Below are 17,203 nucleotides of genomic sequence, written 5' to 3'. Positions count from 1 at the left end.
TCTACAAGCAAAGACGGCGGGCCCTGTGCCCGCCGTCCTTGTTTTGTCACACCACGAACGCGTTCACGCCTCGGCCGTGGTCTTTTCCTTGAACCGGCACAGGTCGGCGATCACGCAGCCGGGGCAATCCGGCTTGCGCGCCTTGCACACATAACGTCCGTGCAGGATCAGCCAGTGATGCGCGTCGAGCAGGAACTCGGCCGGAATCACCTTCACCAGTTTGTCTTCCACTTCGCGCACGTTCTTGCCCGGGGCCAGGCCGGTGCGGTTGGAGACGCGGAAGATATGCGTGTCCACCGCCATCACCGGCTCACCGAACGCAGTGTTGAGCACCACGTTGGCGGTCTTGCGGCCCACGCCCGGCAGCGCTTCCAGTTCATCGCGATCGCGCGGCACTTCACCGCCGTGCTTCTCCAGCAGGATCGCGCAGGTGGCGATCACGTTCTTCGCCTTGGCGTTGAACAGACCGATGGTGGCGATGTACTGCTTCAGCCCGTCCTCGCCAAGCGCGAGGATCTTTGCCGGGGTATTGGCCACCGGGAACAGGCGGCGCGTGGCCTTGTTGACGCCCACGTCGGTGGCCTGCGCCGACAGCGCGACCGCCACCAGCAGTTCGAACGGTGAGCTGTACTCCAGTTCGGTCTTCGGGTGCGGATTGAGTTCGCGCAGGCGGGTGAACATCTCCACCACGTCGGCGCGCGGCATGCTGCCACCGCGTCGCGCCGGCGCGCGCGGGGTCTTCTTCGCAGCGCCCATTACTGCTCCTTGCCGGTGGCGCGGGCCTTGGCCCGGGCGAGAATCGCGGCGGCGGCCGGGGGCAGGGCGGGCTTCACGTCCGGCGCCGGGGCTGGCGTGCGTCGCGCATCGCGTTCGGCCTCGCGGCGCGCCAGGCGCACGGCACGGGCACGGTAGCGTTCGCGTGCGGCCCAGGCCGCGTGCAGCTGCTGCTGGGCCTGCTGCAGGCGTCGTGGAAGGTCCGGGTGGCCGGGCAGCAGCTGTTCGTCGCCGGCACGGGCAACGTAGTCCATGAGACCGGCCTGCAGGGCGCCATCGAGATCGTCTGCCTGGACCCGGGCGAACAGCTGCGCGGGGTTGGGTCGGGATGCCATGGCGTCAGCGGTTCTGGAAGGCCGGCGGGCGGCGCTGCAGGAAGGCGCTGGTGCCTTCGCGCATGTCTTCGGTGGCGAACAGCAGGCCGAACTGCGCGCTTTCGTACTCCAGCCCAGCCTCCAGGCTGCATTCACCACCCACGTGTACCGCGTCGAGCAGGCCACGCAGGGCCAGCGGGGCCGAGCGTGCCAGCTGGCGCGCGATGTCCTGTACACGGTTGTCCAGCGCATCGGCGGGCACCACCTCGTTGACGATGCCCAGTTCCAGCGCACGCGCGGCGTTGATCGGTGCACCCAGCAGGCACAGCTCCAGGGTGGCGGCGCGGCCGCACAGGCGCAGCAGGCGTTGACTGCCGCCGAAGCCGGGAATCAGGCCGAGATTGATCTCCGGCTGCCCGACCTTGGCCGTATCGGCAGCGATGCGCAGGTGGCAGGCCATGGCCAGCTCCAGCCCGCCGCCCAGGGCGAAGCCGTTCACGCGTGCGATCACCGGCTTGGGCATGCGCTCGATCTGGCGCATCAGGGCCTGGCCGAGCAGGGAGAAATCACGTCCCTGAACCGCACTGAGTGTGTTCATCTCGGCGATGTCGGCCCCGGCCACGAAAGCCTTCGGACCGGCACCGGTCAGCACCACCACGCGCACGTCCGGGTCGGCTGCGGCGGCGCTGAACGCCTCGGTCAGGGCCTGCAGGGTCGCGGCATTCAAGGCGTTGAGCTTGTCCGGGCGCTGGACGGTCACGGTGCGGATGGCGCCGTCGTCGGCGACAGCGATCAGGGCATCGGCCACGGGGAAACTCCTGAAACGTTAAAAAAAAGTGAGATTGAACTCCGCAAACGCAGACGGGTCTTAGCCTGCATCGTGAGTAGCGGTTACACGTTGTGCCCGTTATCCTAACCCGTCGCCTCAGGGCGGCGCAGAACGTCCCTGAGTTACCACCCCTGGAGAACTGTTTGATGAAGTTGCGTTCTATCGCGGTCGCCGTCGCGGCCCTGGCCCTGACGGGCAATGCCTTCGCCCAGGACGTCTCGTCCGAAAAGGGCAAGCTGAGCTACTACTTCGGTTACGACTACGGCAACAACCTGGCGGAGCTGACCGGTCGTGGTGAGCAGCTGGACATCAACTCGGTGGTGAAGGGCCTGCAGGACGCCTACGCCAAGAAGCAGCCGGCGATCACCGCCGACCAGCTGAAGCCGGCCGTTGAAGCGTTCCAGAAGCGCGAGCAGGGCCGTGCCCAGGCTGCCAAGGCCGAGTACGAAAAGGCTGCTGCCGAAAACAAGACCAAGAGCGATCAGTTCATCGCGGCGAACAAGGCCAAGGCCGGCGTGCAGTCCCTGCCGAGCGGCGTCCAGTACCGCGTGATCGAAGCCGGCAAGGGCGCCAAGCCGACCCAGGCCAGCACCGTGCAGCTGGAAGTGGCCGGTCCGTTCCCGTACGGCCAGCGCCCGACCGAAGCCCGCCCAGCCCAGCAGATTCCGTCGATCAAGGTCAGCGAAGTCGAAATGAAGGCCATGCGCGAGACCCTGCTGCAGATGCCGGCTGGCTCGAAGTGGGAAGTCACCCTGCCGCCGGACCAGGCCTACGGTGCCGACCCGCGCACCCCGTTCCCGCCGAACGTGGCTGTGCAGTTCGAGATCAAGCTGGTCAGCGTCAAGTAAATCGAAGCGGTAAACGAAACGCGCCGGTGATTCCACCGGCGCGTTTTTGTTTGCGCGGAGCGCGACGCTGCCGTGCACTGCATATTGACCCCGCGCAAATTCAGCCCGATCGCGCTACTGTTGTCGGGTGCAAACAATGGAAAAAACGGCGCGTGTTGTCGCAAGTCCCTGCATCGGAGTGTGCACGCTGGATCCGCACCGGCAATGCACCGGCTGCGGGCGGCATATCGATGAGATCGCGCGGTGGTCGTCGATGAGCAACGAGGAACGCAGCCGCATCCTGCATCGCGTGCAACCTCTGCGTGAACAGCTGCAGCAATCACTGCGCGGCTCGCTGGCTGATCACGAGCGCCTGATGCGCGCGCTGCATCCACTGGCCGAGCCGCCGGCCGGCGACGGCTGGAACCGCAGCGAACTGAGTGACCTGCTGCCGCCCGGGCCACCCGTGGAAGCCGCCGTACTGGCCGGCATCGTGCCGCGCGCCAACGGCGCACAGGTCATTCTCACCCGTCGCACCGAAACCCTGCGCACCCATGGTGGCCAGGTCGGTTTCCCCGGTGGCCGCACCGAACCCGATGACCGCGATGCACTGGCCGCTGCACTGCGCGAGAGCCAGGAGGAAATCGCATTGGCGCCCGGCCAGGTGCAGGCGCTGGGTTATCTCGATCCCTTTGTGACAATCACCGGCTACCGCGTCACGCCGGTGGTGGCCGTGGTCGATCCGGATTTCGTACCGGTGCCACAGCCCAGTGAAGTGGCCGAAGTGTTCGAAGTGCCGCTCGATTACCTGATGGCAGCCGACAACCTGCACCAGGTCGAAATCAATCATCGCGGCCGCGTCCGCCACGTCCTCGAATATGGCTGGCCCGGCCAGCGCATCTGGGGCGCCACCGCCGCCATCCTCTACAACCTGCGTCGCCGCCTGGAGCAAGTGCAATGAAGCCGATCGATCCGCCGTGGACCACCCTGGTCGATGTCGCCACCCTGGCCGCTGCATTGGGCGAGGGCGTTCGCGTGGTCGACGCACGTGCTACTGCCAGTACCGCCGTACGCGTGGTCGATGCACGTTCCTCGCTTGCCGATCCGCAGGCGGGTAACGGCCAGTATCTGGCGGGGCATGTTCCGGGCGCGGTGTATGCCGACCTCAATCGGGACCTGTCGGATTTGACCCGCAGCGGCCACGGCCGTCACCCGCTGCCGGACAGCGATGCCTTCGCCGCGAAACTGGGCCAGTGGGGCATCGGTCCCGACACCCAGGTGGTGGTCTACGACGGCAGCGATGGCAGCATGGCCGCCTCGCGCCTGTGGTGGCTGCTGCGCCTGATCGGGCACAGCAAGGTGGCCGTGCTTGATGGTGGCATCGCCGCATGGCAGGGCGCAGGGCATCCCTTGGCGACGGGGCAGGATGAGGTGACCGCGCTGCCGGCTTACCCGGGCCGTTTCGACACCACCCAGATCGCCAATGCCGATGAAATCACTGCACGCTTGAAGCATGCACCCGGTTGGCTGGTCGATGCACGCGCGGGTGAGCGCTTCCGCGGCGACGTCGAGCCGCTGGATCCGGTCGCTGGCCACGTGCCGGGCGCGGTCAACCGCCCGTTCGCATTGAACGTACTCGACGGCCACCTGCGCGACCCACAGGAGCTACGGGCCGAACTGCAGGGCGTGATCGGCAACCGCGATCCACAGCAGGTGGTGCTGATGTGCGGCTCCGGCGTAACCGCCTGCCACCTGCTGCTGGCGATGGAAACGGCGGGCCTCTCCGGCGCGCGCATCTACGCCGATTCGTGGAGCGGTTGGGTGAGCGACAGCAGCCGCCCCGTGGCCAGCGGCGCCTGAGCCGCGCGGGGTCGGATCCGTTTTCCAACGAAAAACGGCTCTGACCCCATCAACTGGAAATCCGGGTCAGAGCCCGTTGCGTAGCAACGGGATCCGACCCCGTGTCGACCAAGGTCGACACCCACCAACAGCAGCAGAGATCTGTCGAAGGCGGGGTGGGTCCGGTTGCGAGGGTGTCCGCGGCATGGATGCCGCGGCCAGGCCCCATGGACGGGTTTACGGCGTCCCTCGCAACCGGACCCACCCCGCCATCCTGCGGAATGCCAGCTCTTGACGTTGATGTTGCTTCTGCGGGTGCAGGGCGCAGCCCTGCCGCTTACCCAACCGGCTGCAACGGCACCTTCGCCAGGATCCGCGCCCACGGGAACAACGGCCCCGGATCACGCTTGCGTGCCACCATCAGCGCCGGGTCATCGCTGGCCGGCACCTGCTCCAGATCCAGCTGGTCGTGCCCGGCAATCCGCCGCAGCGACGGATAGCGCGCCACCAGCGCCAGCAACAGCTGCTCCAGCGCCTGCAGCTGCGCCTCGGTGTAGGGCTCGTCCATCGCCTGCTGGCGGCTGTCGAACCAGTGCGGGTAGCGGCCGGTGTTGACCAGCTCGATGCCCAGCGTGTGTGCGTTCATGCCGCGCACGTGGTGGGCCACGCGCTCCGGCGCCACGTACTGCACCACGCTGCCATCGCGGTCGATGTAGAAGTGGCCGCTGTTGCCGGCGCCGCTGTCATACAGCACGCGCTCGCCGTACTCACGGGCCATCGCCAGATCGGGCAGCTCGGTGCAGTGGATCACCACCATCTCCAGCGTGGCCGGGTCGCGCAGTGGCAGACGGTCTTCGTAGGGCAGGGGCTGCAGCTGCAGGCCGGGCAGGAGCGGGTTGGGCATCCGGCGATGCTAGCATTGCAGCATGAACCTGCCTTCCCTTTCCTCGTCGGTCCGCTCCCATGGAGCGCGCGCATGAGCCGCGGCCACTGCATCCTGTCCCACGGTTTCGAGAGCGGCCCGGAGGCGACCAAGGTCACCGCGCTGGCCGACGTGGCGCAGCGCCTGGGCTGGACCCATGAGCGTCCGGACTACACCGACCTCGATGCGATGAGCGAGGTCAGCCGGGTGGGAGACGTGCGCACCCGCCTGCAGCGCCTGGTCGAACGCACCGCCATCGCCGCCCGGCAGGGTCCGGTGGTGCTGGCCGGTTCCAGCCTGGGCGCCTACATCTCCGCCATCGCCTCGCTGCAGGTCCCGGTCGCCGGCCTGTTCCTGATGGTGCCGCCGACCACGATGGGCCCGATGCCGGCGCTGGACGCCGCCGCCGTGCCGACCACCGTGGTCCAGGCCTGGCATGACGACGTGGTGCCGGCCGCTGGAGTGATCGCCTGGGCCCAGGCGCGTTCGGCGCAGCTGCTGCTGGTCGACGACGGCCACCGCCTGGAGCACCACGTGGAGGCCTCCGCGCAGGCCTTCGAGCGCTTGCTGCGGCAACTGTGAAGCCCGGGCGCACGGCGCGTCCGCCCGCATTGACTACAATGGCAGCCCCGCCGCCCCCGGCGCGGGCCTGCCGGCCGTGCCTACGGCCCTCCTTTCCGACTGGCCCGGCCCCTGTGCCGCGCCCGACCACCTGCGAACCGATCCTGTGAAATTCTTCGTCTCCTGCGCCAAGGGCCTGGAATACCTGCTTGCCGATGAACTGTCGGCCCTGGGCCTTGGCAAGGCCACTGCCACCATTGCCGGCGTCAACGCCGAGGGCGAACTGGAGCAGGCGCTGCGGATCGTGATGTGGTCGCGCCTGGCCAGCCGCGTGCTGTGGCCGATCGACGAGTTCGACTGCCCGGACGAGCAGGCCCTGTATGACGGCGTGCGTGCGCTGCCGTGGCACGAGCACATCAAGCCGGAGATGACCCTGGCGGTGGACGCGCACGTGTCGGGCGACAAGATCACCCATGCCCGCTTTGCCGCGCAGCGGATCAAGGACGCCATCGTTGACCGCATGCGTGATGAAGGCCTGGAGCGCCCGTCGGTCAACACCGACCTGCCGGATGTGCGCGTCAACCTGTCACTGCGCAAAGGCCGTGCCTCGCTGTCGATCGACCTCGGCGGCGGCCCGTTGCATCGCCGTGGCTGGCGCGGCGCCGCTCACGAGGCACCGCTGAAGGAAAATCTGGCCGCCGCGCTGCTGCTGCGCGCGCAGTGGCCGCGGCTGCACGCCGCCGGTGGCGGCCTGCTGGACCCGATGTGCGGCAGCGGCACGCTGCTGATCGAAGGCGCGCTGATGGCCGCCGACGTCGCGCCCGGCTTGATGCGCCACGGCAGCCTGCCGCCGAGCCGCTGGCTGGGCTTCGACAAGGCCGCCTGGAAGAGCATCCAGAGCGAGGCGCGTGACCGCGAAGCGGCTGGCCTGGCCGCGCTGAAGCCGGTCATCCACGGCAGCGACATCGACCCGACCGCGATCCAGGCGGCACGCGAGAATGCCGAGGTGGCCGGTGTCGCCCACGCGATCCGCTTCACCCGCGCCGACGTCGCCGACCTGGCCGCACCGGAGCAGGAGATCGGTGCGGTGGTCTGCAACCCGCCGTATGACGAACGCCTGGCCGCCGACCCGGCGCTGTACCGCGCACTGGGCAATGCCCTGCAGAAGGCGGTGCCGCAGTGGCGCGCCAGCCTGCTGTGCGGCAACGACGAACTGGCCTTTGCCACCGGCCTGCGTGCGGGCAAGAAGTACCAGATGTTCAACGGTGCGCTGGAATGCGCGCTGATCGTCTGCGACCCGATCGCCGTGCCGGGCCGTGACCCGGCGCAGCCGCGCGAACTCAGCGAAGGCGCGCAGATGGTGGCCAACCGCCTGCGCAAGAACCTGAAGAAGTTCAAGAGCTGGCGCGCCCGCGAGGACATCACCTGCTTCCGCGCCTATGACGCCGACCTGCCGGAATACGCGGCGGCCATCGATGTCTACGAGGAAGACGGTGGCCAGCGCCGTACCTTCCTGCACGTGCAGGAATATGCCGCGCCGGCCGCGATTCCGGAAAACGACGTGCGTCGTCGCCGCAACGAACTGCTGGCCGCTGCACGGGAAGTGTTCGGCGTGCCGCCGGAGCAGGTCTCGATGAAGTCGCGTGAGCGCGGCAAGGGCGGCAGCAAGTACGGCCGTTTCGAACAGCGTGATGAATTCATCGTGGTGCGCGAGAACAATGCGCTGCTGCAGGTGAACCTGTTCGACTACCTCGATACCGGCCTGTTCCTCGACCACCGCCCGCTGCGCCGGATGATGGCCGAGCAGGCGCGTGGCAAGCGCTTCCTCAACCTGTTCTGCTACACCGGCGTGGCCAGCGTGCAGGCCGCCGTGGCCGGTGCGGCCAGCACCACCAGCGTCGACTTGTCGGCGACCTACCTGCAGTGGTGCTACGACAACCTGGCGTTGAACGGGCAGGGCGGCAACCAGCACCTGCTGGTGCAGGCTGATGCGATGGCCTGGCTGGAAGGCGACCGCGGCCAGTACGACGTGATCTTCTGCGATCCGCCGACGTTCTCCAACTCCGCGCGTGCCGACGACTTCGACGTGCAGCGCGAGCAGCTGAAACTGCTGCGTGCAGCGGTGGCGCGGCTGGCGCCGGGTGGCGTGCTGTACTTCTCCAACAACTTCCGTCGCTTCAAGCTGGAAGAAAACGCCATCGCCGAATTCGCCCAGTGCCGCGAGATCACCGCACGCACCATCGGCCCGGATTTCGAGCGCAACGCGCGCATCCACCGCGCGTGGGAACTGAAGCGGTTGGGGTAAGTCCGGTAATGCCGGCCGCTGGCCGGCAACGGTGTCAGATCCGCAGAGGGTTCATGGGATGCCGGCCAGCGGCCGGCACTCCCCATATCTGGCCGGTACATCCACGCCATGCGTGGATGGCTGTTCAGTAGATCCACGCCATGCGTGGATGGCGGTTACAGCAACGCCACCAGCAGCCCGGCCACGGGCAGCGCGATCGCCAGCGGCGCGATCCATTTCGGCCGGTACGGGTACAACCCGAACGACAACGCCACGCCGCCGACGGTCATCACGCCCAGCCACAGCACCGGGCCCATCGCCCAGCCGTGGTCGACCACGCACAGTGCGAACGCTACCGCCAGCAGTACCCAGCCCAGCACCCGCCACTGCGTGCGCCGTGCCGGGGTGGCTGCAGCCTTGCCGTGCAGATCGTGCTGGTGCTTCTCCATCGCCAGCGACAACGCGGTGAACGCAGAGAACGACAGGGTCAACGCCAGCAGCATCATGCGCTGGCCTCCGCTTCGGCGGTTTCCGCAGCGTCCACCGCGGCCTTGGGTGCCGCCGCGGCGGCACGCTTCTTCTTCTCGGCTGCAGACAGCGGTGGCGTCCAGCGCTGCATGCGCCAGCCGCACAGCGCCAGCATCGCGCCGAACGCGATCATCGACAGATCGAAGCCCGCCAGCACCCAGTCGCCGTTGCGCAGGGTGATGCCCAGGTGCGCATGCGTGGTCAGCGCATTGACCACCGGCACCAGCGCGAACGCGGCTGCGCCCAGGTACAGCTGCCAGGCCCACATCATCCGCTTCGGCCAGATGAAGGCGGCCAGCAGTGCCGCGCCCCAGGCGTAGAAGAACACGTTGGCCTCGGCGCTGGAGCGTTCGGCGATGTCCAGCGGCAGCAGGCGGTTGCCCCAGAAGTACGCTGCAAAGGCGATCGGCAGGCCGGCCACGGTACCGATGTTCAACGCATCGACCAGGCGCAGGCCGAAGCCGATGCGGCCACTCTTGGCGTGCTTGGGCCGTTCCTTCACTGCCCACAGCACCACGCCGCTGGCCACCATCAGGCAGCCGACCAGTCCGGACAGGAAGAACAGTGCACGCAGGCCCCAGTCGGCGAAGCGCGCCAGGTGCAGGCCGTACAGCACGCCGCGGGTGGCGGTGGCGCCACCGGAAGGCGGTGTTTCTTCCAGCAGCGTGCCGTTGACCATGTCGTAGCGCACGGCCGGGGTGTCGGTGGACAGGCGCTTGCCGTCACGCTGGCGGATGTCGATCACCGCATTGGCCGCGCCCGGGTTGGACACGGTGAAGCCGGCCACTTCCACGCCGTGCCAATGCGCTCGCGCGCTGTCCAGCAGCTGCGCGATCGGCAGCGGCGTGGCGCGGCCTTCGGCAGGTACAGTCACCTCCGGCATGCCACCGAAGGCCTCGCTGTAGAAGGCATCCTCGTCCTGCGGGTAGGCCACCTTCACGCCCCACGGCAGGTACATGATCATCAGCGTGACGATGCCGGTGTAGGTGATCATCGCGTGGTAGGGCAGGGCCATCACCGCGCTGACGTTGTGGAAATCGAGCCAGGACCGCAGGCCCTTGTCCTTGCGGAAGGTGAAGAAGTCCTTGAAGATTTTCTTGTGGGTGATGACGCCGGTGATGATTGCCACCAGCATGAACATCGCGCAGAAGCCGACCAGATAGCGCGCCCACAGCACCGGGATGTAGTGCAGGTCGAAATGCAGGCGGTAGAAGAAATCACCGCCTCGGGTCTCGCGGGCCTTCAGTGCCTGCCCGGTGTTCGGGTCCAGTGTGGCATCGCCGAAGCCACCGCGACGGCCACGGCTGGGATCGGCCAGCTCCGGCGGCAGCCGCCAGAACATCTGCATGGCCGGGTTGCGCGGCTGCGGCAGCGTGACGAACCAGTTCTCGGCCTGCGTGGCATTGGCCTGCAGGTAGTCCACTGCGCGCTGCGCGGCGACGTCGATGCTGACGTTGCTGGAGGGCAGTTCCGGGCGCATCCAGCGGCTGATTTCCTCGCGGTAGTAGCTGGCCGTGCCGGCCATGAAAATCAGCAGCAGCAGCCAGCCGACCAGCAGGCCGGTCCAGGTGTGCAGCCAGGCCATCGACTGGCGGAATCCGTTCTTCATGCCCAGGCCCCCAGCATGCGCGCGATGACTGCCATCAGCAGGGTGGGGGCGAGGATGCCGACCCACGCACGCAGCGCACTGCGCGTGGCGAACGCCCACAGCGCCGCGCAGGCGGCCACCAGAATGGCCAGCAGCATGCCGGTCAGCACGGTCTGGCCTCGAGCGCCGGGCAGCGCCACCGCGCAGAACACGCTGGTCACGGAAGCCAGCGCGTAGCCGCCGAAGATCGCCGCCAGCGAGCGTGACAGCACGCCCCAGCGCGGGTTGGAGAAGAAGGTGCGGGGGCTGGCGGTTGCGGGCGAGCGGTCCACGGCGTTCCTGCAGGTTTCAGTGAAAAGGAACCGGCGCACCGCAGCGCGCCGGGGTTGGCCATCCGTGGCCGGGCACCCGTCGCAGAACCGGTGCCATCCATCGAGGGTCAGAGCTTCCAGCGCAGTGTCATCGTCACATTGCGCGGTTCGCCCCAGAACACGCCGTCATAGAAACCGACGCGGTTGTAATACTTCTTGTCCAGCAGGTTGTTCACGTTTACCTGCGCGGTGAAGTTCTCGTTGAAGCGATAGCCCGCCGACAGATTGAGCAGGTAGATGTCGCCCTGTTCGATTGCCACGCGGTCGCGCTTGCCGCTGGTCAGGAAATCCGCACGCGGCTTGTTGCTCAGGCTCCAGATTCCGCTCTGCCAGGTGGCGCCACCGCCCAGCCAGAAGCGGCCTTCAGCACCGCCCGGTCGCCAGCTGGCGTTGAGGCGGAACAGATCGACCGGGACGACGGTGTTCTGGCGCACGCCCTGCGCATTGCGGCTGACGGTGTGGGTGAAGCCGGCCGCCAGGTTCCAGTTCTCACCAAGGCTGCCTTGTGCTTCGATCTCCCAGCCCTTGACCTTGTTGCCCTTGCCGGTGGAGCGGTAGGCACTGACCCCACCCGGCAGCGAGTTTTCCGGCACCGAGTCGTCGAGCTCGGCAACGTTGTCCTTCTGGCCCTTGAACACGGCCGCGGAAGCATTCAGCAGACCGTCGAAGAACTCGGCCTTGACGCCGGCCTCCCACATGTCACCGACCACCGGTTCGAGGTAGTTGTTGTCCCGGTCACGGTAGTTCTGCGGCTGGAAGATGTCGGTGTAGCTGACGTAGCCGCTGAAGTAGCGGTTGAAGTCGTAGATGAAGCCGGCATACGGAGTGAGCGAGTCGTCCGGCTTGTAGCCGCCGCGACGCGTATCGGTCAGGCGACCGGCGGCGTCATGGGTGTAGTTCCAGGTGCGCGTTTCCCAGCTGCCGTAGCGCGCGCCGAGCACCGCGGTCAACGGATCGGCCAGCTGCAGGCGCGTCGCCAGATAGGCCGCGCGCTGGCGCAGTTCGTCTTCAGAAGCCAGATAGCCCAGGCGGGTGACCTGCAGCGGCGCGACGTCGCCGTTCCAGCGATGCCAATCCGGTACACGGGTGTAGCTGTCCGGGTAGGCAGCAGTGTCGGTGGCAGGCACTTCACCCTTGCGCACCGATTGGCCGAAACCGAGCACCAGCTCGTGTTCCCGGCCGAACAGCCGGAACGGACCGCCAACGTTGAAGTCGAACACCTGCATGTCGCCGTTCTCGCCGAAGCTGCCGACGAAGGCGCTGATGCCGCTGCCATCGGCATTCGGGTAGCCGGAGGCCCCGTACCACACCGCACCGTCGGTTTCGCGCTTGGAGCGGGTATAGGCGGCCTTGGCGGTCCAGCCGTTGCCCAACTGCTGCTCAAGGCGTGCGAATGCGCTCTTTTCGATGATCGGCCAACTGCTCCAGCGGGCGGACAGGTTGGTCGAGCGCGGCAGGTTGGCGGGCTGGCCATCGGACCCCCAGTACGGCACCACGCCCCAGGTCACGCCTGTGGTGCGCGGCGACTGGTATTCGTAGCCGGCCTCGAGCAGGGTCGTGTCGGTGATGTCGGCCTGGACGATGCCGTAGAACACGTCCTTGTCCAGTTTGTAGACATCGCGGAACGAGTCACTCTGTTGTTTGGCCGCCACCACGCGCGCGCGGATGCGGCCGTCGAGCGCAACCGGGCCACCGAGATCGGCCTCCAGGCGCTGGTTGCCCCAACGCCCGAGGGTCAGGTTGGCGCTCATCTGGAAGCTGTCGGTAGGACGCTTGCGCACGAAGTTGATGGTGCCCGAGGGATCGCCGGCACCGGTGGTCAGGCCGGTTGCGCCGCGCACCACTTCGATGCGGTCATAGATCACGCTGTCGGTGTTGGTCTTGATGTACCCACCGAAGGTATTGAGCATCCCATCGACCTGGAAATTGGTGATGTTGTAGCCGCGCGAGACGTAGTTGATGCGCTCACTGTCGGTAACCGATACCGCCACGCCGGTGACCTGGCCCATCACATCGGACAGCGAGAACAAGCCCATGTCATCCAGGCGCTGGCGGGTGACCACGGTCATCGACTGCGGCGTCTGGCGCAGCGACAGGCCGAGCTTGGTGGCCGTGCTGGCACGCTTGACCGTATAGCTGTCGACGATATCGCCGTCAGCGGTGACCTGGACCGTATCCAGCGTGCGCGCGGAAGGATCGGCAGTGCCGTCGGCATGGGCCAGCGGGGCGATCATCAGTGCGGTCACGGCCAGGGCCAGCAGAGTGGGACGAGGGTGGTTCAACGGCATTGCCATCGGTGCGATTCCATGCAGGACGAAACAGGCGATGGAATGCGCAGACACAGCAGCCATGCGCTTCGCGCACGTCGCCCAGCGAGTCCCATCGACGGTGCGCCACCCGCTTGGTGCGGGCGACCCGGTAGTCGGGGGATGTACACGGGCGAAGGGGCGGGTGGGTGCGTGCTTCCGTGCCCCGCTTGGCTAAGCGTACAACCGATCGGCAAATGATAGGCATTCGCATTTCGTTAATCAAGCGTGACGAATTCCGTCTCCACGCAGAGCGTGGATCGACTGCCGGATGGGGGCCTAGAACCTGAACACCACCGTCGCGGCGTGCAGCAGCAGGCCGATCAGGCCGCCCACCAGGGTGCCGTTGAAGCGGATGAACTGCAGGTCGCGGCCCACGCTCAGTTCCAGCTGTTCGACCAGATGCCGTTCGTCCCAGCTCTTCACGGTCTGCGCGATGTGCGCGGTCACGCCTTCGCGCAGGCGGCCGGTGAGGCGCTGGGCGCCCTCCAGAAGATGCTGGTTCAGCGCGTCGCGCAGGGCCGGGTCGGCCTGCAGGCTGCTGCCCAGTGACGCGAGGCTGCGCTGCAGGTGCCCGACCAGCGCCGAATCCTCACGCTGCAGGTCGGCACGCAGGCTGGCATGGATGCGCGCCCACAGCCCCTGCACGTACTCCTGCAGGGCGGGGTGATCGATCATTTCCTGTTTGAGCTGTTCGATGCGCTCGGCCAGGGCCGGGTCCTCGCGCAGGCGCTGCACGTAGTTCTGCAGCCAGCTCTCGTAGTCCTGGCGCAGCGGATGCTGCGGCTCGGCCAGCACCTGCTGCAGTTCTTCCAGCACCGCCCGCGCCAGTCGCTCGGCCAGGCTATCGCCGATCTCGTCGATCGGCTTGACCCAGTTCACCGTGCTCGACAGCGTCGGCCACTCGCGCTGGATGTAACGCACGATCAGCTGCGAGGCGCGCTCCTTCACTTCCGGCTGCTCCAGCCAGCGCCCCAAGCGCTGCAGGCCCTCGTCCAGCACGCGCTGGTGGCGCCCATCGGCGGTCAGCAGGGCCAGCAGCTCACCGGCGGTGGCGGCGGCATTCCACTGCCGCAGCTGCTGCACCACGAAGGCGTGCAGCTGCCGACGCACCGCGGTTTCGTCGAAGAAGTCCAGTGCCTGCAGGGCCCAGCCGCGGGCCATGTCGGCCAGCATCCGCGAACGTGCAGGGTCGGCCAGCCAACTGCCGAGACGGCTGGCCGGGTCGAATACCTGCAGCTTTGCCAAGAGGACCTGTGGTTCAAGGAACTGGTCGCGCACGAACAGGGCCAGGCTGTCGCCGATGCGTTCCTTGCTGCGTGGGATGATTGCCGTATGCGGGATCGGCAGGCCCATCGGCCGCCGGAACAGCGCGACGACCGCGAACCAGTCGGCCAGTGCGCCTACGGCCGCTGCTTCGCAGAAGGCCGAGACCCAGGCCCAGATGCCGCGCTCGCCCTGCCAGTGGCTGACCGCGAAACCGGCCAGCATCAACAGCAGCAGTCCCAGCGCGAGGGCTTTCAGGCGCCGCAGCTGTGCGCGGCGCGGATCGTTGGCAGACGTCATGCCGGAAGTCTAACCGGCACGGCATGAGCATCTGGTAGTGCCGGCCGCTGGCCGGCATCCGCAACGCACCCGGAACGTCCATGGGGTTGCCGGCCCGCGGCCGGCACTACCCGTTGGTTCAGAGCGCTTCGAGCTGCTTGCGCAACGCCGCCAGCTGCGCGCGCAGGGTGTCGTTCTCGCGGGTCAGCGCGACCACGCGGCGGCGCAGCGCCGGGGCATCCTCGCCCAGCTGCTCCAGTGCCGACAGCACCTCGGCGTCGCGGCTGGCGATCTGCTCTTCGTCCGCTTCCTCGAAGTCCATCTCGGCTGCTTCCGGCTTCGGTGCGCGCGGCTTGCGCTTGGACTCGCGCACGCGCTTGGCGGCCTGCTTCAGCTCATCCTTGCCACCGGCGGCAGCGGCGCGCTGCTCGTCTTCCGGCAGGTCGGCCACGGCAGCAGCAGCGCTGATCGAGATCACGCCGGCCTTCACCGCTTCCACCACCTCGGCCGCGGCCTGGGCGTGGATGCGTTCGATCATGCCGACCTGGCTGGTGCTCAGCTTGGCCTCGCGGGCCAGCTCGGCGCGGCTGATCTTCGGTGCCGGTTCCCACGGCGGGCTGTCCTCACCCGCGTCCTCGATGGCTTCGGCGGTGCCGTCGCTCTCGCGTTGCAGCTGCGCCTGCTCGATCTGCTTGCGGGCGGCCAGGATGTCGCGCTTGCGCAGCGCCAGCACGCCGCGCTGGAAGTCGGACACGCTGCGGCGGCCCAGGTGCTGCTCGATCATCCACAGGTGTACGTCTTCCATGCTCTGGAAGCGGGTGTTCTGCACGGTATTGAAGGGCAGGCCATGCTTCTGGCAGATGCCGAAACGGTTGTGGCCATCGACCAGCACATCACCCCACAGCACCAGCGCATCGCGGCAGCCTTCGGCCAGGATGCTGCGCTCCAGCGCGTCATGTTCGTCCGCGGTCAGCGGGTCGATGTAGGCCTTGAGTTCTTCTTTGACGACGATATCCATGGGCACGGCAGCGAGCAGGAGCGGAACCGCCCATTGTACCCGCTCGCCACCGCCGGCCCGGGCTCAGGCGGTGGCCCGGATCATCTCGCCCAGGGTGCTGGTGATCTGGTCGATCTGCGCCTTGTCCACGATCAGAGGTGGCGACAGCGCGATGATGTCGCCGGTACAGCGCACCAGAAGCCGGCCGTCCTGGAAGCAGCGCCGGAACACCTCGTAGCCACGGCTGCCGGGGGCATCGCGGCGCGGCGCCAGCTCGACCGCGCCGACCAGCCCGAAGTTGCGGATGTCGATCACGTTGGGCAGGCCCTGCAGCGCGTGCAGCCGTTCCTGCCAGTATTCGCCCAGCTCGATGGCACGCTCGAACAGGCGCTCCTCGGCATAGACCTCCAGCGTGGCCAGCGCTGCGGCGCAGGCCAGCGGATGGCCGGAATGGGTATAGCCATGGAACAGCTCGATGGCCTGCGGCGGTGCCTGCATCAGGGTTGCATGCACGGCGTCGCTGGCCAGCACGCCACCCAGCGGTACCGCGCCGTTGCTGACCGCCTTGGCGAAGGTCAGCAGGTCCGGGGTGACCCCGAAGCGCTGCGCGGCGAAGGGCATGCCGACCCGGCCGAAACCGGTGATGACCTCGTCGAACACCAGCAGGATGCCGTGGTGGTCGCACAGCTCGCGCAGGCGCTGGAGGTAGCCGGGCGCGGGCAGGATCACCCCGGCCGAACCGGCAATGGGCTCGACGAACACTGCCGCGATGGTCGAGGCGTCGTGCAGGGCGATCAGCCGTTCCAGGTCGTCGGCCAGCTCGGCGCCCTGGCGTGGCAGGCCCTTGCTGAACGCATTGCGCGGCAGGTCCAGGGTATGCCGCAGGTAGTCCACGCCGCCCAGCTGCAGGCCGAACGCCCTGCGGTTGTTGGGCAGCCCACCCAGCGCCATGCCGCCGAAACCGACCCCGTGGTAAGCCTTCTCGCGGCTGATGAAGCGGGTGCGCTGGCCCTCGCCACGCTGGCGGTGATAGGCCAGCGCGATCTTCATCGCGGTATCCACCGCCTCGGAGCCGGAGCTGGTGAAGAACACATGGTTGAGCGGGGCAGGCGCCAGTGCGGCCAGCCGCTGCGCCAGTGCGAAGGCCGGCGGCGAGCCCATCTGGAAGGCCGGCGAATAGTCGAGCGTGCGTGCCTGCTCGACGATGGCCTCGACGATGCGCGGGCGGGCGTGGCCGGCGTTGCAGCACCACAGGCCGGCGGTGCCGTCGAGGATCTGGCGGCCGTCGACGTCCTCGTAGTGCATGCCTTCGGCGCGTACCAGCATGCGCGGCGCGGCCTTGTACTGGCGGTTGGCGGTGAACGGCATCCAGTACGCGTCCAGTGACTCGGGGCGCTGGGTGGCCAGGTCGTGCAGCTCGCTTTCGGGACGCTTCATGCCAGCTCCATCGGGTCCGATGCGACGAATGTAGCGCAGCCGCGTCACGGTGGAGTCGCGGCGGTCCCGGTATAACCAAAG

Annotated in this window: 16 protein-coding genes; 5 read left to right on the top strand and 11 right to left on the bottom strand. The window is 67.7% G+C overall.

The window, feature by feature from the left end; all coding sequences use genetic code 11:
* Nucleotides 1–63: 63 nt before the first annotated feature.
* The 3 genes from nth to ACMZ91_RS03020 are packed head-to-tail and all read right to left on the bottom strand — an operon-like array spanning nt 64 to nt 1,896.
* Nucleotides 64–756, bottom strand: coding sequence for an endonuclease III (gene nth / locus ACMZ91_RS03030; RefSeq protein WP_414577561.1), 693 nt, complete (start codon nt 754–756; stop codon nt 64–66).
* Nucleotides 756–1,109, bottom strand: coding sequence for a hypothetical protein (locus ACMZ91_RS03025; RefSeq protein WP_049399879.1), 354 nt, complete (start codon nt 1,107–1,109; stop codon nt 756–758). Before ACMZ91_RS03025 ends, nth begins: the two co-directional genes overlap by 1 nt.
* A gap of 4 nt (nt 1,110–1,113) precedes the next feature.
* Nucleotides 1,114–1,896, bottom strand: coding sequence for an enoyl-CoA hydratase/isomerase family protein (locus tag ACMZ91_RS03020; RefSeq protein WP_032127897.1), 783 nt, complete (start codon nt 1,894–1,896; stop codon nt 1,114–1,116).
* A gap of 167 nt (nt 1,897–2,063) precedes the next feature.
* Here ACMZ91_RS03020 and ACMZ91_RS03015 point away from each other — a divergent pair, with 167 nt between their 5' ends.
* The 3 genes from ACMZ91_RS03015 to ACMZ91_RS03005 all read left to right on the top strand — a co-directional run bounded on the left by ACMZ91_RS03015 (nt 2,064) and on the right by ACMZ91_RS03005 (nt 4,604).
* A complete protein-coding gene (locus ACMZ91_RS03015; protein WP_032127896.1) occupies nt 2,064–2,765 on the top strand; it encodes an FKBP-type peptidyl-prolyl cis-trans isomerase in 702 nt (233 codons plus the stop codon).
* Between the two features lie 136 nt (nt 2,766–2,901).
* Nucleotides 2,902–3,705, top strand: a complete 804-nt coding sequence (locus tag ACMZ91_RS03010) for a CoA pyrophosphatase (protein ID WP_277779355.1) — start codon at nt 2,902–2,904, stop codon at nt 3,703–3,705.
* Nucleotides 3,702–4,604, top strand: a complete 903-nt coding sequence (locus ACMZ91_RS03005) for a sulfurtransferase (RefSeq protein ID WP_414577559.1) — start codon at nt 3,702–3,704, stop codon at nt 4,602–4,604. The genes ACMZ91_RS03010 and ACMZ91_RS03005 overlap by 4 nt, the downstream gene beginning before the upstream one ends.
* A 316-nt stretch (nt 4,605–4,920) precedes the next feature.
* Here the strand turns inward: ACMZ91_RS03005 and ACMZ91_RS03000 are convergent, their stop codons facing one another.
* Nucleotides 4,921–5,487 carry an N-acetylmuramoyl-L-alanine amidase gene (locus tag ACMZ91_RS03000; protein ID WP_049463595.1) on the bottom strand — a complete coding sequence of 189 codons (567 nt, stop codon included), beginning with the start codon at nt 5,485–5,487 and terminating at the stop codon, nt 4,921–4,923.
* A gap of 72 nt (nt 5,488–5,559) precedes the next feature.
* Here ACMZ91_RS03000 and ACMZ91_RS02995 point away from each other — a divergent pair, with 72 nt between their 5' ends.
* Together ACMZ91_RS02995 and rlmKL are read left to right on the top strand one after the other, a co-directional pair.
* Entirely contained in the window at nt 5,560–6,087 is a 528-nt protein-coding gene (locus ACMZ91_RS02995) for an alpha/beta hydrolase (protein ID WP_049463594.1), read from the top strand.
* A gap of 145 nt (nt 6,088–6,232) precedes the next feature.
* Complete coding sequence (rlmKL, locus tag ACMZ91_RS02990; RefSeq protein WP_049463593.1) at nt 6,233–8,371, top strand: bifunctional 23S rRNA (guanine(2069)-N(7))-methyltransferase RlmK/23S rRNA (guanine(2445)-N(2))-methyltransferase RlmL; 2,139 nt, start codon at nt 6,233–6,235, stop codon at nt 8,369–8,371.
* Nucleotides 8,372–8,526: 155 nt separating this feature from the next.
* Here the strand turns inward: rlmKL and ACMZ91_RS02985 are convergent, their stop codons facing one another.
* From ACMZ91_RS02985 to aptA, 7 genes are all read right to left on the bottom strand, one after another.
* Nucleotides 8,527–8,856, bottom strand: a complete 330-nt coding sequence (locus ACMZ91_RS02985) for a DUF3325 domain-containing protein (protein ID WP_049463592.1) — start codon at nt 8,854–8,856, stop codon at nt 8,527–8,529.
* Nucleotides 8,853–10,487, bottom strand: a complete 1,635-nt coding sequence (locus ACMZ91_RS02980) for a PepSY-associated TM helix domain-containing protein (protein ID WP_049463591.1) — start codon at nt 10,485–10,487, stop codon at nt 8,853–8,855. The genes ACMZ91_RS02985 and ACMZ91_RS02980 overlap by 4 nt, the downstream gene beginning before the upstream one ends.
* Nucleotides 10,484–10,798: a DUF3649 domain-containing protein gene (locus tag ACMZ91_RS02975; RefSeq protein ID WP_032127889.1), complete on the bottom strand. Its 315-nt coding sequence runs from the start codon at nt 10,796–10,798 to the stop codon at nt 10,484–10,486. The genes ACMZ91_RS02980 and ACMZ91_RS02975 overlap by 4 nt, the downstream gene beginning before the upstream one ends.
* Before the next feature lie 107 nt (nt 10,799–10,905).
* Complete coding sequence (locus ACMZ91_RS02970; RefSeq protein ID WP_032969404.1) at nt 10,906–13,131, bottom strand: TonB-dependent siderophore receptor; 2,226 nt, start codon at nt 13,129–13,131, stop codon at nt 10,906–10,908.
* 291 nt (nt 13,132–13,422) lie between these two features.
* Complete coding sequence (locus ACMZ91_RS02965) at nt 13,423–14,709, bottom strand: DUF445 domain-containing protein (protein WP_049463589.1); 1,287 nt, start codon at nt 14,707–14,709, stop codon at nt 13,423–13,425.
* 118 nt (nt 14,710–14,827) lie between these two features.
* Nucleotides 14,828–15,706 carry a plasmid replication/partition related protein gene (locus ACMZ91_RS02960; protein ID WP_032127886.1) on the bottom strand — a complete coding sequence of 293 codons (879 nt, stop codon included), beginning with the start codon at nt 15,704–15,706 and terminating at the stop codon, nt 14,828–14,830.
* A gap of 63 nt (nt 15,707–15,769) precedes the next feature.
* The gene (aptA, locus tag ACMZ91_RS02955; protein ID WP_049463588.1) at nt 15,770–17,122 is read right to left on the bottom strand and encodes an omega-aminotransferase AptA; all 1,353 of its coding nucleotides are present in this window, start codon (nt 17,120–17,122) and stop codon (nt 15,770–15,772) included.
* Between the last annotated feature and the right edge of the window lie 81 nt (nt 17,123–17,203).

This window comes from Stenotrophomonas sp. FR024 (assembly GCF_047500745.2).
In the GTDB taxonomy this organism is placed as follows: Bacteria; Pseudomonadota; Gammaproteobacteria; order Xanthomonadales; family Xanthomonadaceae; genus Stenotrophomonas; species Stenotrophomonas maltophilia_A.
This window is presented reverse-complemented; position numbering and strand designations above follow the sequence as displayed.

What these genes read in the sequence shown, in the direction of transcription:
- nth (WP_414577561.1), bottom strand. Translation starts at nt 756, where the DNA reads ATGGGCGCTGCGAAGAAGACCCCGCGCGCGCCGGCGCGACGCGGTGGC.
- ACMZ91_RS03025 (WP_049399879.1), bottom strand. Translation starts at nt 1,109, where the DNA reads ATGGCATCCCGACCCAACCCCGCGCAGCTGTTCGCCCGGGTCCAGGCA.
- ACMZ91_RS03015 (WP_032127896.1), top strand. Translation starts at nt 2,064, where the DNA reads ATGAAGTTGCGTTCTATCGCGGTCGCCGTCGCGGCCCTGGCCCTGACG.
- ACMZ91_RS03010 (WP_277779355.1), top strand. Translation starts at nt 2,902, where the DNA reads ATGGAAAAAACGGCGCGTGTTGTCGCAAGTCCCTGCATCGGAGTGTGC.
- ACMZ91_RS03005 (WP_414577559.1), top strand. Translation starts at nt 3,702, where the DNA reads ATGAAGCCGATCGATCCGCCGTGGACCACCCTGGTCGATGTCGCCACC.
- ACMZ91_RS03000 (WP_049463595.1), bottom strand. Translation starts at nt 5,487, where the DNA reads ATGCCCAACCCGCTCCTGCCCGGCCTGCAGCTGCAGCCCCTGCCCTAC.
- ACMZ91_RS02995 (WP_049463594.1), top strand. Translation starts at nt 5,560, where the DNA reads ATGAGCCGCGGCCACTGCATCCTGTCCCACGGTTTCGAGAGCGGCCCG.
- ACMZ91_RS02985 (WP_049463592.1), bottom strand. Translation starts at nt 8,856, where the DNA reads ATGATGCTGCTGGCGTTGACCCTGTCGTTCTCTGCGTTCACCGCGTTG.
- ACMZ91_RS02980 (WP_049463591.1), bottom strand. Translation starts at nt 10,487, where the DNA reads ATGAAGAACGGATTCCGCCAGTCGATGGCCTGGCTGCACACCTGGACC.
- ACMZ91_RS02970 (WP_032969404.1), bottom strand. Translation starts at nt 13,131, where the DNA reads ATGGCAATGCCGTTGAACCACCCTCGTCCCACTCTGCTGGCCCTGGCC.
- ACMZ91_RS02965 (WP_049463589.1), bottom strand. Translation starts at nt 14,709, where the DNA reads ATGACGTCTGCCAACGATCCGCGCCGCGCACAGCTGCGGCGCCTGAAA.
- ACMZ91_RS02960 (WP_032127886.1), bottom strand. Translation starts at nt 15,706, where the DNA reads ATGGATATCGTCGTCAAAGAAGAACTCAAGGCCTACATCGACCCGCTG.
- aptA (WP_049463588.1), bottom strand. Translation starts at nt 17,122, where the DNA reads ATGAAGCGTCCCGAAAGCGAGCTGCACGACCTGGCCACCCAGCGCCCC.